At 64.3% G+C, this 14,623-nt stretch carries 10 protein-coding genes; 2 read left to right on the top strand and 8 right to left on the bottom strand.

Annotated features, from left to right (window positions below; genetic code table 11):
- Positions 1–41: 41 nt before the first annotated feature.
- The 4 genes from rpsG to rpoB form a co-directional block, all read right to left on the bottom strand.
- Positions 42–512 carry a 30S ribosomal protein S7 gene (gene rpsG, locus ACNQPB_RS02885; protein ID WP_021472399.1) on the bottom strand — a complete coding sequence of 157 codons (471 nt, stop codon included), beginning with the start codon at positions 510–512 and terminating at the stop codon, positions 42–44.
- A 1-nt stretch (position 513) separates the two neighbouring features.
- Entirely contained in the window at positions 514–888 is a 375-nt protein-coding gene (gene rpsL / locus ACNQPB_RS02880) for a 30S ribosomal protein S12 (RefSeq protein WP_009358312.1), read from the bottom strand.
- Positions 889–1,253: 365 nt separating this feature from the next.
- Complete coding sequence (locus ACNQPB_RS02875) at positions 1,254–5,153, bottom strand: DNA-directed RNA polymerase subunit beta' (protein ID WP_498748935.1); 3,900 nt, start codon at positions 5,151–5,153, stop codon at positions 1,254–1,256.
- 97 nt (positions 5,154–5,250) lie between these two features.
- Positions 5,251–8,772: a DNA-directed RNA polymerase subunit beta gene (gene rpoB, locus ACNQPB_RS02870; protein ID WP_498748934.1), complete on the bottom strand. Its 3,522-nt coding sequence runs from the start codon at positions 8,770–8,772 to the stop codon at positions 5,251–5,253.
- Between the two features lie 405 nt (positions 8,773–9,177).
- Here rpoB and ACNQPB_RS02865 point away from each other — a divergent pair, with 405 nt between their 5' ends.
- Both ACNQPB_RS02865 and ACNQPB_RS02860 read left to right on the top strand, forming a co-directional pair.
- The gene (locus tag ACNQPB_RS02865) at positions 9,178–10,377 is read left to right on the top strand and encodes an acetyl-CoA C-acetyltransferase (protein ID WP_498748933.1); all 1,200 of its coding nucleotides are present in this window, start codon (positions 9,178–9,180) and stop codon (positions 10,375–10,377) included.
- 49 nt (positions 10,378–10,426) lie between these two features.
- Positions 10,427–10,894 (top strand): aminoacyl-tRNA deacylase, encoded by a 468-nt coding sequence (locus ACNQPB_RS02860; protein ID WP_498748931.1) that lies wholly within the window; start codon positions 10,427–10,429, stop codon positions 10,892–10,894.
- A gap of 68 nt (positions 10,895–10,962) precedes the next feature.
- Here ACNQPB_RS02860 and rplL read toward each other — a convergent pair whose 3' ends face one another.
- The 4 genes from rplL to ACNQPB_RS02840 form a co-directional block, all read right to left on the bottom strand.
- On the bottom strand, positions 10,963–11,340 hold the full coding sequence (gene rplL, locus ACNQPB_RS02855; RefSeq protein WP_133202388.1) for a 50S ribosomal protein L7/L12: 378 nt from the start codon (positions 11,338–11,340) through the stop codon (positions 10,963–10,965).
- Positions 11,341–11,417: 77 nt separating this feature from the next.
- Positions 11,418–12,011, bottom strand: coding sequence for a 50S ribosomal protein L10 (gene rplJ, locus ACNQPB_RS02850; RefSeq protein ID WP_498748929.1), 594 nt, complete (start codon positions 12,009–12,011; stop codon positions 11,418–11,420).
- A 312-nt stretch (positions 12,012–12,323) separates the two neighbouring features.
- Positions 12,324–13,466 (bottom strand): GNAT family N-acetyltransferase, encoded by a 1,143-nt coding sequence (locus ACNQPB_RS02845; protein WP_498748927.1) that lies wholly within the window; start codon positions 13,464–13,466, stop codon positions 12,324–12,326.
- On the bottom strand, positions 13,445–14,524 hold the full coding sequence (locus tag ACNQPB_RS02840) for a GNAT family N-acetyltransferase (RefSeq protein WP_498748925.1): 1,080 nt from the start codon (positions 14,522–14,524) through the stop codon (positions 13,445–13,447). The genes ACNQPB_RS02845 and ACNQPB_RS02840 overlap by 22 nt, the downstream gene beginning before the upstream one ends.
- Positions 14,525–14,623 lie beyond the last annotated feature (99 nt).

Genomic DNA, 14,623 nt, shown 5'->3' with positions numbered 1-14,623 from the left:
CGTGCGCCGCCGGCTCGGTGAGCCGGCGGCGAACGGAAGTATTACCAGCGGTAGTGGGCGAAGGCCTTGTTGGACTCGGCCATCTTGTGGGTGTCTTCGCGACGCTTCACAGCGGCACCGAGACCGTTGGAGGCATCCAGGATTTCGTTCTGGAGGCGCTCGGTCATGGTCTTCTCGCGGCGGGCCTTGGAGTAGCCCACGAGCCAACGCAGAGCCAGGGCGGTGGAACGGCCCGGCTTGACCTCAACGGGAACCTGGTAGGTGGCGCCACCGACACGGCGGGAGCGGACCTCGAGGGAAGGCTTGACGTTGTCCATGGCCTTCTTCAGAGCGGCAACGGGGTCGCCGCCGGTCTTGGCGCGGGCACCTTCAAGAGCACCGTAAACGATGCGCTCTGCAGTGGACTTCTTGCCGTCGATCAGGACCTTGTTGATCAGCTGGGTGACCAACGGGGAGCCGTAAACGGGATCGGAAACGAGCGGCCGCTTGGGGGCCGGACCCTTGCGAGGCATATTACTTCTTCTCCATCTTTGCGCCGTAGCGGCTGCGGGCCTGCTTGCGGTTCTTCACACCCTGGGTGTCGAGTGCACCACGGACGATCTTGTAGCGGACACCCGGGAGGTCCTTAACACGACCACCGCGGACGAGCACGATGGAGTGCTCCTGCAGGTTGTGGCCAACACCGGGGATGTAGGCGGTAACTTCAACGCCACCGTTCAGGCGCACACGTGCGACCTTACGAAGGGCCGAGTTCGGCTTCTTCGGGGTGGTGGTGTAAACGCGGGTGCAAACACCGCGGCGCATCGGGCTGCCCTTCAGCGCGGGAGCCTTGGTCTTGGAGACCTTCGGCGTGCGGCCCTTGCGGACCAGCTGGTTAATCGTAGGCACTTTCGTGTTCTCCGTAATTTGATCTCTGCCACCACACCAGGCGCCAGCCCGGGACGTGGAAGCTTTGGCGTTGCTCATGCAGCTTCCGGACCCAAAAGTCCGGTGGGCGTGCAAAAGTGCGGCATTCGTTGCGCAAGTTGCCCGCAACCCGGAAACAAGCTCCACCCGGCATCATGAGAACAAAACCAAAATGACGCCGTGGCGGCCTTCATCCACTGCCACACAGAACAATTACGAAAAGTCTAGCATGGCTTGCCGAGCCGCCCTGAACGGTGTACGACCGCGCGGCAGACACAGGGAAGCCCCCGTGTCCGGTGGACACAGGGGCTTCCCTTCTTGCCTGACAGCCTGGTTCAGGCTTCCGATCAGCGGAAGTCGTTGCCCAGGTCGTAGTCATCCAGCGGGATGGCGTGGAACTCGGGAGCTCCATCGCCGCCCAGGGCGTCGTACGAGAAGTCGGTGAAGGCGCTGGGGCCTGTGAACAGGCTTGCCTTTGCTTCTTCAGTCGGCTCCACGGTGACCTCGGTGTAACGGGGCAGGCCCGTACCGGCCGGGATGAGCTTACCGATGATGACGTTCTCCTTGAGGCCCAGCAACGGGTCGCTCTTGCCTTCCATGGCCGCCTGCGTCAGGACGCGGGTGGTCTCCTGGAAGGAAGCAGCCGACAGCCAGGACTCAGTTGCCAGGGACGCCTTGGTGATACCCATGAGTTCCGGACGGCCGGAAGCCGGGGTAAGACCCTCGGACACCACGCGGCGGTTCTCGTCTTCGAAGCGTGAGCGCTCGGCGAGCTCGCCCGGAAGCAGCTCGGAGTCGCCGGATTCGATGACGGTCACGCGGCGCAGCATCTGACGGACGATGACTTCCACGTGCTTGTCGTGGATGCCGATGCCCTGGCTGCGGTAAACGCCCTGGACCTCGTCCACCAGGAACTTCTGGGCGGCACGCGGACCCATGATGCGCAGAACCTGCTTCGGGTCCACCGGACCGTTGATCAGCTTCTGGCCGACGCTGACGTGCTCGCCGTCCTCGATGAGGAGGCGGGAACGGCGCAGCACCGGGTAGGCGATCTCCTCGGAACCGTCGTCCGGGGTGATGATCAGGCGCATCTGGCGCTCGGACTCTTCGATGGAGATGCGTCCGGCCGCTTCGGCGATCGGCGCAACACCCTTCGGAGTACGGGCTTCGAAGAGCTCCTGGATACGGGGCAGACCCTGGGTGATGTCGTCGCCGCCGCTGGCGGAGACGGCACCACCGGTGTGGAAGGTACGCATGGTCAGCTGGGTACCCGGTTCGCCGATGGACTGTGCGGCGATGATGCCGACTGCCTCGCCGATGTCCACGGTCTTGCCGGTGGCCAGCGAGCGGCCGTAGCAGAGCGCACAGGTACCGACCTTGGACTCACAAGTGAGCACGGAGCGGACCTTGACCTGGGTGATGCCGGCGGCCAGCAGTTCGCCGATGACGACGTCGCCGCAGTCGGTGCCGGCCGGGGCCAATACCGTTCCCTTGGAGTCGACGACGTCGACAGCCAGGGTGCGTGCGTACGCGCTGTTCTCGACGTTCTCGTCCAGGATCAGCTCACCGTTGGAGTCCGGCACGGCGATCGCGGTCATGAGACCGCGCTCGGTACCGCAGTCCTCTTCGCGGACGATGACGTCCTGCGAAACGTCCACCAGACGACGGGTCAGGTAACCCGAGTTGGCGGTACGCAGGGCGGTATCGGCAAGACCCTTACGGGCACCGTGCGTGGCGATGAAGTATTCCAGCACCGACAGGCCCTCGCGGTAGGAGGACTTGATCGGACGCGGGATGATTTCACCCTTCGGGTTGGCCACAAGACCACGGATACCCGCGATCTGGCGGACCTGCATCCAGTTACCACGTGCACCGGAGGACACCATGCGGTTGATGGTGTTCATCGGCGACAGGCTGTCGCGCATGACCTGGGCGATCTCGTTGGTTGCCTTGTTCCAGATCTCGATCAGTTCCTGGCGACGCTCGTCGTCGTCGATCAGGCCCTTGTCGTACTGGCCCTGGATCTTGGCAGCCATGGTCTCGTAACCGGCGAGGATTTCCGGCTTGGCCGTCGGAACCTCGATGTCGGAGATGGCCACGGTCACGCCCGAGCGGGTTGCCCAGTAGAAACCGGCATCCTTCAGGTTGTCCAGGGTGGCAGCGGTGACGACCTTCGGGTAGCGCTCGGCAAGGTCGTTGACGATGCGCGAGAGCTCGCCCTTGTCCGCAACAGCCTCGACCCAGGGGTAGTCCTCGGGCAGGGTCTGGTTGAAGATGACCTGGCCCAGGGAGGTCTGGACGAGCGCCGGCTGGCCGGGCTCCCAGTCTTCCGGAGCTTCCCAGCCGGCGTACGGCACGAAGTTCTCCAGGCGGATCTTCACCTGGGAGTTCAGGTGCAGCTCGCGGGCGTCGTAGGCCATGATGGCTTCGGCGACCGAGGAGAACACGCGGCCTTCACCGGCCGAACCAACCCGCTTGGTGGTCAGGTGGTACAGGCCGATGATCATGTCCTGCGAAGGCAGGGTCACCGGGCGGCCGTCGGACGGCTTCAGGATGTTGTTCGAGGACAGCATCAGGATGCGTGCCTCAGCCTGGGCCTCGGGGCTCAGCGGCAGGTGCACTGCCATCTGGTCGCCGTCGAAGTCGGCGTTGAAGGCGCCACAAACCAGCGGGTGCAGCTGGATGGCCTTGCCTTCAACAAGCTGGGGCTCGAATGCCTGGATACCGAGGCGGTGCAGGGTAGGTGCACGGTTGAGCAGCACCGGGTGTTCGGTGATGATCTCTTCCAGCACGTCCCAGACCTGCGGACGGTAACGCTCGACCATGCGCTTGGCCGACTTGATGTTCTGGGCGTGGTTGAGGTCAACCAGGCGCTTCATCACGAACGGCTTGAAGAGCTCCAGAGCCATCTGCTTGGGCAGACCGCACTGGTGCAGCTTCAGCTGCGGGCCGACGACGATGACCGAACGGCCGGAGTAGTCGACGCGCTTGCCGAGCAGGTTCTGGCGGAAACGGCCCTGCTTGCCCTTGAGCATGTCGCTCAGGGACTTCAGCGGACGGTTGCCCGGACCCGTGACCGGACGGCCGCGGCGGCCGTTGTCGAAGAGGCTGTCAACAGCTTCCTGAAGCATGCGCTTCTCGTTGTTGACGATGATCTCCGGGGCACCGAGGTCAAGCAGTCGCTTGAGTCGGTTGTTGCGGTTGATCACGCGGCGGTAGAGGTCGTTGAGGTCGGAGGTCGCGAAGCGGCCACCGTCCAGCTGGACCATCGGGCGCAGTTCCGGCGGGATCACCGGGACGGCGTCCAGCACCATGCCGAGCGGGCTGTTGTTGGTGGTCAGGAACGCGTTGACGACCTTCAGGCGCTTCAGGGCGCGGGTCTTGCGCTGGCCCTTGCCGTTCTGGATGGTGTCGCGCAGCGACTCAGCCTCTGCCTGCATGTCGAAGTTCTCAAGGCGCTTCTTGATGGCTTCGGCACCCATGGAGCCTTCGAAGTACATGCCGTAGCGGTCACGCAGTTCGCGGTACAGGGCCTCGTCACCTTCAAGGTCGGCGACCTTCAGGTTCTTGAAGCGGTCCCAGACCTGCTCGAGGCGCTCGATCTCGGCGTCGGCACGCTTGCGCACGTTCGCCATCTGGCGGTCGGCGGAGTCGCGGGCCTTCTTCTTGTCGGCGGCCTTGGCGCCTTCGCCCTCGAGGCGGGCAAGCTCGTCCTCAAGGTCGCGGGCGATCGTGGCGATGTCGCTGTCGCGGTTGTCGACGAGCTGCTTCTTCTCGAGGTCGTGCTCCACCTGGAGGTTCGGCAGTTCCGCGTGGCGGCTCTCGGTGTCAACGCTGGTGATCATGTACGCGGCGAAGTAGATGACCTTTTCGAGGTCCTTCGGCGCGAGGTCAAGGAGGTAGCCCAGGCGGGAGGGAACACCCTTGAAGTACCAGATGTGGGTTACAGGCGCGGCCAGTTCGATGTGGCCCATGCGCTCACGGCGCACCTTGGCGCGGGTGACTTCGACGCCACAACGCTCACAGATGATGCCCTTGAAGCGGACGCGCTTGTACTTGCCGCAGTAGCATTCCCAGTCGCGGGACGGGCCGAAGATCTTCTCGCAGAAGAGGCCGTCCTTCTCGGGCTTGAGCGTGCGGTAGTTGATGGTTTCCGGCTTCTTAACCTCGCCGTAAGACCAGCCACGGATGTCTTCCGCGGTGGCGAGGCCGATCTGCATGAGGCCGAAGGAGGATTCGCTGGACATATGGTCCCTGTTCTCTCTTGTTCTCTAAATTCTGAAGTCTTGGTTTACGGAAAGAGGAGGAGCGCGACGGCGGCGGGAGGCCGCCGTCGCCGGCTCGCTAGACCTCTTCTACGGAGCTGGGCTCTGCACGAGACAGATCGATGCCCAGTTCTTCCGCAGCCGTAAAGACTGCGTCATCAGAGTCACGCATTTCGATCGTCGTGCCGTCGGTGGAAAGGACTTCCACGTTCAGGCACAGCGACTGCATTTCCTTGATCAAGACCTTGAAGGATTCCGGAACGCCAGGCTCGGGGATGTTCTCGCCCTTGACGATGGCTTCGTAGACCTTCACGCGGCCGTGGATGTCATCCGACTTGATCGTGAGCAGTTCCTGGAGCGTGTAGGCAGCGCCATAGGCCTCAAGGGCCCACACTTCCATTTCACCGAAGCGCTGGCCACCGAACTGAGCCTTACCACCAAGCGGCTGCTGGGTGATCATGGAGTACGGGCCGGTGGAGCGGGCGTGGATCTTGTCGTCCACCAGGTGGTGGAGCTTCAGGATGTACATGTAGCCGACGGAGATCGGGTCCGGGAACGGCTCGCCGGAGCGGCCGTCGAACAGACGGGTCTTACCGGAGGAGTCGATCAGGCGGTCGCCGTCGCGGGTCACGTTGGTCGAATCCAGCAGGCCCGTGATTTCCTCTTCGCGGGCACCATCGAACACCGGGGTGGCGAGGGTCTGGTTCGCGGAAGTCTCGCGCGGCAGGTTCGGCAGGTTCTTGACCCACTCCGGCTCGCCTTCGATCTTCCAACCGGTCTTGGCAACCCAACCGAGGTGGGTTTCCAGGACCTGGCCGACGTTCATACGGCCCGGAACACCCAGCGGGTTCAGGACGATGTCCACCGGGGTGCCGTCGGCGAGGAACGGCATGTCCTCGACCGGCAGGATCTTGGAGATGACACCCTTGTTGCCGTGGCGGCCGGCGAGCTTGTCACCGTCGGTGATCTTGCGCTTGGCGGCGACGTAGACGCGGACCAGCTGGTTCACGCCCGGGGGCAGCTCGTCGTCGTTGTCGCGGTCGAAGACGCGGACGCCGATGACGGTACCGGACTCGCCGTGGGGCACCTTCAGGGAGGTGTCACGCACTTCGCGGGACTTCTCGCCGAAGATGGCGCGCAGCAGGCGCTCTTCCGGAGTCAGTTCGGTTTCACCCTTCGGGGTGACCTTGCCGACCAGGATGTCGCCGGCCTCGACCTCGGCACCGATGTGGATGATGCCTCGCTCGTCCAGGCCCGCCAGGACTTCCTCGGACACGTTCGGGATGTCACGGGTGATTTCCTCGGCACCAAGCTTGGTGTCGCGGGCATCGATCTCGTGCTCCTCGATGTGGATGGAGGACAGGACGTCCTCGGCCACGATGCGCTGGGACAGGATGATGGCGTCTTCGAAGTTGTGGCCTTCCCATGACATGAATGCCACGAGCAGGTTCTTGCCGAGGGCGAGTTCACCCTGGTCCGTTGCCGGGCCGTCGGCGATGATGCCGCCGACTTCCAAGCGCTGGCCTTCGCTCACCAGGACGCGGTGGTTGTAGCAGTTGCCCTGGTTGGAACGGGCGAACTTACTGATCCGGTAGCTGGACTCGGTGCCGTCGTCGTTGAGCATGGTGACGAGGTCGGCGGAAACTTCGCCCACCACACCGGCCTTCTTGGCGATCACAACGTCGCCGGCGTCAACGGCTGCCGCGCGCTCCATGCCGGTACCCACGAACGGGGCCTCGGAACGGACCAGCGGCACTGCCTGGCGCTGCATGTTCGCACCCATGAGGGCGCGGTTGGCGTCGTCGTGCTCGAGGAATGGAATCAGGGCCGTAGCCACGGACACCATCTGGCGCGGGGAAACGTCCATGAACTGGACGTCGTCGGCGGGAACGAGCACGGGCTCGCCTCCACCACCACGGGCACGGACAAGCACGGTCTCTTCGGAGAACTTGTTGTTCGGGTCCAAGGGTGCGTTGGCCTGGGCGATCAGCACCTCGGCTTCGTCGTCGGCCGTCAGGTACTGGACCTCGTCGGAGACAACACCGTTGGCAACCAGGCGGTACGGAGTTTCGATGAAACCGAAGGGGTTGATGCGGCCGTACGACGCCAGCGAACCGATCAGGCCGATGTTCGGGCCTTCAGGGGTTTCGATGGGGCACATACGTCCGTAGTGCGACGGGTGGACGTCACGGACTTCCATGCCGGCGCGGTCACGGGACAGACCACCCGGGCCAAGGGCCGACAGGCGGCGCTTGTGGGTCAGGCCCGAAAGCGGGTTGTTCTGGTCCATGAACTGGGACAGCTGGGAGGTTCCGAAGAACTCCTTGATGGCTGCTACCACCGGGCGGATGTTGATCAGGGTCTGCGGCGTGATGGCCTCGACGTCCTGCGTGGTCATGCGTTCGCGGACGACGCGCTCCATGCGGGACAGGCCCGTGCGGACCTGGTTCTCGATCAGTTCGCCGACGGCGCGGATGCGACGGTTGCCGAAGTGGTCGATGTCGTCGATCTCGACGCGGATCTCGTGGTCTTCGCCGTCGCGCTTGCCGATGATGGTCTTCTCGCCGGCGTGCAGCGCGACGAGGAACTTGATCATGGCAACGATGTCTTCAACGTGCAGGACCGAAGCTTCCTTGTCGCCAAGGGAGCGGTCGATGCCGAGCTTGCGGTTGATCTTGTACCGGCCGACCTTCGCAAGGTCGTAGCGCTTGGGCTCGAAGTAGAGGTTGCGCAGCAGGGCCTCGGCAGCTTCGACAGTGGGCGGCTCGCCCGGGCGCAGCTTGCGGTAGATGTCCAGGAGCGCGTCTTCGCGGGTTTCGGTGGTGTCCTTCTCCAGCGTTGCACGCATGGAGTCGTACTGGCCGAACTCTTCGAGGATCTGGCCGTCGGTCCAGCCGAGGGCCTTCAGCAGCACGGTGACGGACTGCTTGCGCTTGCGGTCGAGGCGGACGCCGACCTGGTCGCGCTTGTCGATCTCGAGCTCGAACCATGCACCGCGGGACGGGATGATGCGCGCGGTGAAGATGTCCTTGTCACTGGTCTTGTCCGCGGCACGCTCGAAGTAGGCGCCCGGGGAACGGACCAGCTGGGAAACGACGACACGCTCGGTGCCGTTGACGACGAAGGTGCCCTTCTCCGTCATGAGGGGGAAGTCGCCCATGAACACGGTCTGCTGCTTGATTTCGCCCGTGTTGTTGTTCATGAACTCGGCCTTGACGTACAGCGGCGCCGAGTAGGTGGCGTCGCGGTCCTTGCACTCGGCCATGGTGTACTTGGGGTCAGCGAACTCCGGCTCGGAGAAGCTCAGGGACATGGTGCCCTGGAAATCTTCGATCGGGGAGATCTCTTCGAAGATGTCGGCAAGTCCGGACGTGGTGGCGACGCTCAGGTCGCCTTCCTCGACGGCCTTCGCAACCCGCGCCTGCCAGCGTTCGTTTCCGACGAGCCAGTCAAAGCTGTCCGTCTGCAGAGCGAGAAGATTCGGAACATCAAGCGGTTCGTGAATCTTTGCGAATGAGAGCCGGCGAGTGGCACCGTCGGTGCTGTCGGCATTGATAGCGGTTCCTGCGTTATTTACATTAGAGGTGCTCGAGGCGACCAAGAGGGATCCTTCCACAGACCTTCAGGCGTTTTCAGATCTCCCCCGTTTTGTTTCCCGCGGGCACAAAGTCCGCAGGGCACCAGTCCGGTTCCGCTATATGACCCGGGCCCCTGCCGGCCGTGATTTGCCTGGTGAAAGGCACGTCAATGGCGCAGCTGAGAGGTAAAGCCCACCGCTATATGAAGGCTGAAGGTTAACAGGGAAGACGCAAATATCCACAATACGGCAAATGGGGCTACGTGTCTACCCCACTTGCCCGCCGATTGCAAGCAAGGTTGCCGCAGGCACCTACCGGGCATCCCCGCTTGTCCGCTGGAATGCCCCGACCGCTCCGGACGTTGACATTGTGAGGCACACCATGCGTTGTAGCCTTGGCTCACTGGTTTCCTGAACGGAAGAGAGAAAATGAGCAACGCAAAAGGCAACAATGACGTTGTCATCCTGGCCGCGGCACGCACCCCACAGGGGCGGCTGAACGGCCAGCTGGCAGGATTCACCGCCGTCGAGCTCGGTGCGCACGCGATTTCTGCGGCCATCGCGGCCAGCGGAGTCGCCGCCGGCGAAGTCGACGCCGTCATCATGGGGCAGGTCCTGCAGGCAGGCGCCGGCCAGAACCCCGCCCGGCAAAGCGCGATCGCAGCCGGTGTCGGCTGGGACATTCCGGCGGTCACGATCAACAAGGTCTGCCTGTCGGGACTCACCGCGGTGATCGATGCGGCCCGGTTGATCCGCAGCGGAGACGCCGCGGTGGTGGTCGCAGGCGGCCAGGAATCCATGACCCGGGCACCGCATCTGCTCCCCGGCTCACGGCAAGGCTGGACCTACGGGGCCATCCAAGCCCTGGACGTCGCCGCCCACGACGGCCTCACCGATGCCTTCGACGGCCAGTCGATGGGCTTGTCCACCGAAACCCGGAATGTCACCCTCGGCATCGACCGCAAGTCCCAGGACGAAGTGGCGGCGGCCTCCCACCGGCGCGCCGGCGTCGCCGTAAAGGAAGGCGTGTTCGACGACGAAATCGCCCCCATCAGTGTGAAGCAGCGCAAGGGGGAACCGGTGGTGGTGACCGAGGACGAGGGGATCCGTCCTGACACGACGCTGGATACCCTGGCGCCGCTCCGGCCTGCGTTCGCCAGCGACGGCACCATCACTGCGGGCAACTCCTCTCCCCTGTCCGACGGCGCCTCCGCACTTGTGCTGTGCAGCCGCGCCTATGCGGAGGAGAAGGGTTTGGAGTACCTCGCGGTCGTCGGCAAGCCCGGCCAGGTGGCCGGCCCGGACAACTCGCTGCACTCCCAGCCGTCAAACGCCATCAAGCGGGCCCTCGCGAATGCGGGCTGGGAGGCCGAAGACCTGGACTTCATCGAAATCAACGAGGCGTTCGGCTCGGTGGCCGTACAGTCGCTGAAGGAACTGTCCTACCCGCTGGAAAAGTGCAACATCCACGGCGGAGCGATTGCCCTGGGCCACCCGATCGGGGCTTCCGGCGCCCGGCTTGCACTGCACGCGGCCCACGAGCTCAAGCGGCGCGGATCGGGCAAGGCGGCAGTGTCGCTCTGCGGCGGCGGCGGGCAGGGCGAAGCGCTCCTGCTCTACCGCGACTGAAACTGCCGGAAATCCATGCGGGCCGGCAGGGCCCGTGGAAGGAAGAAACGTGAACGGTACCGACCGGTTCCTCGCCGATGCCCAGGCCCGCGGGCTGGACGTCCAGCTTGTGGAGCGTCAGGCCGCCCGAAGCCTGGAGGAGGCAGCCGGGATCCTCGGGATCACCCCGGCGGACATCGTGAAGTCGCTGGTGGTCAAGCACCGCGACGGCAGTTTCCTGTTCGCTCTGATTCCCGGAGACCGGCAGATTTCCTGGCCGAAGCTGCGGGCCTTGCTGGGAGTCAACAAGCTCTCGCTGCCGCATGCCGACGTCGCGCTGGAAGCCACCGGCTACGAGCGCGGAACCATCACCCCATTGGGCAGCACCACCGCCTGGCCCGTCTACGCGGACGCCAGCATTGCCGGCAGGCGGGTCTCAATGGGCGCGGGCGCCCACGGCTACAGCGCCTTCGTGGATGCCGATGCACTGGTGGCCGCGCTGGGTGCGGTGCTGGCGGACATCAGCGAACCCAACTAACTGGCAGTTGGGTTAACGCAGGAAGCCCCGCCCGGCGAACCGGACGGGGCTTCCACGAGCAAAACGAGTTACTTGATGGTAACCGTTGCGCCAGCTTCTTCGAGCTGAGCCTTGGCCTTCTCGGCAGCTTCCTTGTTGGCGCCTTCGAGGACAGCCTTCGGAGCACCGTCAACCAGGTCCTTGGCTTCCTTGAGGCCGAGGGAGGTGATGGCGCGGACTTCCTTGATCACTGCGATCTTCTTGTCGCCAGCGGCTTCGAGGATGACGTCGAATTCGGTCTTCTCTTCAGCCTCTTCAGCGGCGCCGCCAGCGGCGGGGCCTGCAACTGCAACAGCAGCAGCGGTAACTTCGAAGGTCTCTTCGAAGAGCTTGACGAACTCGGAGAGCTCGATGATGGTCAGTTCCTTGAAAGCTTCAATGAGCTCTTCGTTGCTGAGCTTCGCCATGGTTGGCGTCCTTCCTTTAGGTGGTGCCTGCGCGGGCCGTGCCCGTTGCTGCACCGGAGTTTGATTGGGGGGAGAACTTAGTTCTCTTCGCTTGCAGCTTCGGCCTCGGCCGGAGCGGCAGCTTCTTCTGCAGCCGGAGCTTCTTCAGCGGCCGGAGCTTCTTCAGCGGCCGGTGCCGGAGCGCCGCCCTCTTCTTCAAGCTTGAGGCGCAGAGCGTCGATGATGCGTGCAGCGGCGGCGGCAGGAGCCTTGAGGACACCGGCAACCTTGGCGAGCTGCAGCTCACGGGACTCGAGAGCTGCCAGGGCGGCAACTTCGCTTGCGTTCAGAGCCTTGCCCTCGAAGTAGCCGGTCTTGATGATCAGCTGCTTGTTGGTCTTGGCAAAGTCCGTCAGGCTCTTGGCGGCGGCAACCGCGTCACCCTTGATGAACGCAATTGCGGTGGGGCCTGCAAGCTGGCCGTCGAATGCTTCGACACCGGCTTCCTTGGCAGCAATCGCGGTCAGGGTGTTCTTGACGACCGAGAACTTGGTGTCCTGGCCGAGAGAAACACGCAGCTGCTTGAGCTGTGCAACAGAGAGCCCGCGGTATTCGGTCAGGACAGCGGCGGTCGATTCCTTGAAATCGTTCGTGATCTCAGCTACTGCGGAGATCTTGTTGGGCGTTGCCATAACCCTCCTTCCGGGGAATAGTGCCGGTCTTCCGGGTCCCCGCTCAAGAAGAGCTGCAACGAAAAACGCCCCGCGCAGATGCACGGGCTTGGCTCGACGCGGTCCATGACCACGGAGACTTGCTTCGTTCACCTGCGCCGGCCGCCCTTTGTCAGGGTCCTTCGTCCGGGAATCCGCGGATCCTTCCGGGCGCAGCTGCACTGTTGAGCTTTGCCTGGAAAGTGGATTCCCATCAACCGACGGTCTTTGGTACCTCAAGGTTACGGGACGACGCCGCGCTATTCCAAATCGGCCCGGTTCCGGACCCCGCGCTCATTCCGAGGACGTGGTGCCGGCCCGGGCGGGAAGTTCCTTCTGCCACAGACCGGTGACTCCCGCCGTCGTGAATCCAAGCTGCTTGTTGACGGTCAGCAGGTAGCGGTTTTCCGGTGCGTTCCACGTGTAGATCACGCGGGCGTCGGGGAACTGTTCGCTCAGGCGCTGCATGTTTGCCACCTTGATGAGCAGGCCAAGCTTGTTCCCGCGGTGCTCCTGCAGCACCGTGGTGTCGTCCTGGAACACCACGTCCTGGCGCTGGGCGAGCACCCCGATGGTGGTCAGCCCGACGATGCGTCCGCTGGCGATGTGCTCGACGGCGGTGACAACAGTCCGGCGGCCCTGCGCGATGGCGGCGTCCTCCGCCTCGCGCAACATGCCGCCGTCGAACACCAGTTGCTCTTCCATTGCACCCGCTGCGTCGTCGTCGACCGATTCGCCCGCGGCGTTTTCCAGTGCGGCGACGGCGTCCAGCCACTCTTCGGGGCAGCGGTCAGTCCAGTGGTGGATGCGGTACCGGCCCCCGTTGGCGGCGTCTGCCTCCGCTTCGAGCTCGGACACGAGCTTCGAATCAAGGGGAAGGGTGCACGAGCTGAACTGTTCAATGTGCTGCAGGGTGTAACCGGCCCGCTGGGCGAAGTCGACTTCGCGGCTGGCCGAGGGGACAAAGCCCAGTCCGCTGCCCGGAACGAGCTGGCCGCCCGCGTCACCCTGCAGTGACGCCGCGGGATGGTTGGTGTCCACCATGGCCATGGTGCGGCCTTCGGCCCTGGCAAGCTGCTCCGCGGCTTCGAGGAGCCGCCGGCCGGCACCGCGCCGCTGGAATTCGGGGAGGATGTCCAGCGTGAATTCGGCGAGGTCGAGGTTGTCTGCCAAAGGCAGGGCAATGTCGACGATGCCGATGATCCGGCCGTCGATCCGGGCGACCAGGATGATCTGGCGCTCGTAGGGATCCTCGAGTTCGAGGAGTTTTTCCAGCGGGGTGTAGGCGAGGTCGTCGCTGCCCCAAAGCTGCATGCGGACCTTCCGGCTCACCTCAACGGCTTCGAGGAAGTCCTTGGCGTCGGTTCCTTCCAGCGAGTCGGGAATCCACAGCTGTCCGATCTCCACGTTGTCCGTCATCCGGTCCTCTTCTGCCATTCGCCGTAGGCACCCGAAGGTGCGAAGCCAAGCGCCACGTTTATCGCCAGCATGTAGCGGTTCTCTTCCGCATTCATGGTGGTCACCCGTTCAACCCTGGGATATTCCAGTTTCAAGCGTCGCAGATTGGCGATCTTCAGCCTCATTCCGAGACGGTGGCCACGGTGGCCTGCTGCCACAAGCGTATCGTCCTGTTCGCCCAGCCACGGCTTAAGCGGGTCCACATAAAGTGCCGTGTAACCGCCGAGCACCCCGCTGGCCCGGTGGCGGGCAGCAACCACCAGGCACGCCTGGCCTTCATCAGCAGTCTCCTTCTCGAGGGTGCGCACCCGCGCCCGGTCCCACGCCTCAGCTTCATACTCCAGGCCGCCCACGGGGGCGTCCGTGCTCATCCGGCCCATCAGGAGCGCGAACTCGTCCACCAGATCCTCGGGGCAGTTGTTGGTCCAGCTGAGGAGCTCGTATTCGGAGGACGCCATTTCCGCCTCGGCCATCAGTCCGGACCAATCCGGCGCGCCGTCCAGGACCAAAGTGCTGTAACGAGTGGCCTGGGCCAGCAAGTAGCCGTGCCGGAGGGCAAAAGCAGTGCCGGGCGCTTTCCTCGGCACTGCTCCCGAGCCGACCGGGGACAACAGGACGTCGGTCCCGTATTCCGGTCGTTCGGGATCCCCCGAACTCGCCATCAGGACTCCCCTGCCCTCGTCCCGGGCCACGGCCTCAAGGTGCCGGAGCAGCGTGCTGCCAAGCCCCCTGCGGCGGTAGGGTGCGGCGATGTCAACGCGCAGCCATGCGCTGCCCAGGTTGTCTTTCAGGGAGAGCTCGACGAATCCGCGGCCAATGATCTTTCCGTCCGCGCGGAGGTAGAAATTCCGGAGCCTGCGGTAGTCGTTGTCGGCCCAGCCGGCAAGCCGTGCGGGGAGTGACGCCGCTAGGTCCAGATTGCCCCAGTGCTCCAGCAGGATCCCGTCCAGGGCTTCGCAGTATTCGCGGAACTCCGCGGCCTCCGCAGAATCCAGGCTGCGCGGCAGACGAAGTTCGTGGATGGTGGCGTCGACCATGGCCCAAGCCTAGCCCGCGCGGGGTCCCCGGCCGAGCTTGCGAGGCCGGGGAGCGGGTTGGGCGCTAGCCCGCGCGCGGGGTCCCCGGCCGAGGGTGCC

Origin of the sequence: Curtobacterium sp. LFS079 (genome assembly GCF_047977865.1) — a bacterium.
In the GTDB taxonomy this organism is placed as follows: Bacteria; Actinomycetota; Actinomycetes; order Actinomycetales; family Micrococcaceae; genus Arthrobacter.
This window is presented reverse-complemented; position numbering and strand designations above follow the sequence as displayed.

Excerpts from the sequence above, each read along its gene's own strand:
- rpsG (WP_021472399.1), bottom strand. The coding sequence starts at position 512 with ATGCCTCGCAAGGGTCCGGCCCCCAAGCGGCCGCTCGTTTCCGATCCC.
- ACNQPB_RS02875 (WP_498748935.1), bottom strand. The coding sequence starts at position 5,153 with ATGTCCAGCGAATCCTCCTTCGGCCTCATGCAGATCGGCCTCGCCACC.
- ACNQPB_RS02865 (WP_498748933.1), top strand. The coding sequence starts at position 9,178 with ATGAGCAACGCAAAAGGCAACAATGACGTTGTCATCCTGGCCGCGGCA.
- rplL (WP_133202388.1), bottom strand. The coding sequence starts at position 11,340 with ATGGCGAAGCTCAGCAACGAAGAGCTCATTGAAGCTTTCAAGGAACTG.
- rplJ (WP_498748929.1), bottom strand. The coding sequence starts at position 12,011 with ATGGCAACGCCCAACAAGATCTCCGCAGTAGCTGAGATCACGAACGAT.
- ACNQPB_RS02845 (WP_498748927.1), bottom strand. The coding sequence starts at position 13,466 with ATGGCAGAAGAGGACCGGATGACGGACAACGTGGAGATCGGACAGCTG.
- ACNQPB_RS02840 (WP_498748925.1), bottom strand. The coding sequence starts at position 14,524 with ATGGTCGACGCCACCATCCACGAACTTCGTCTGCCGCGCAGCCTGGAT.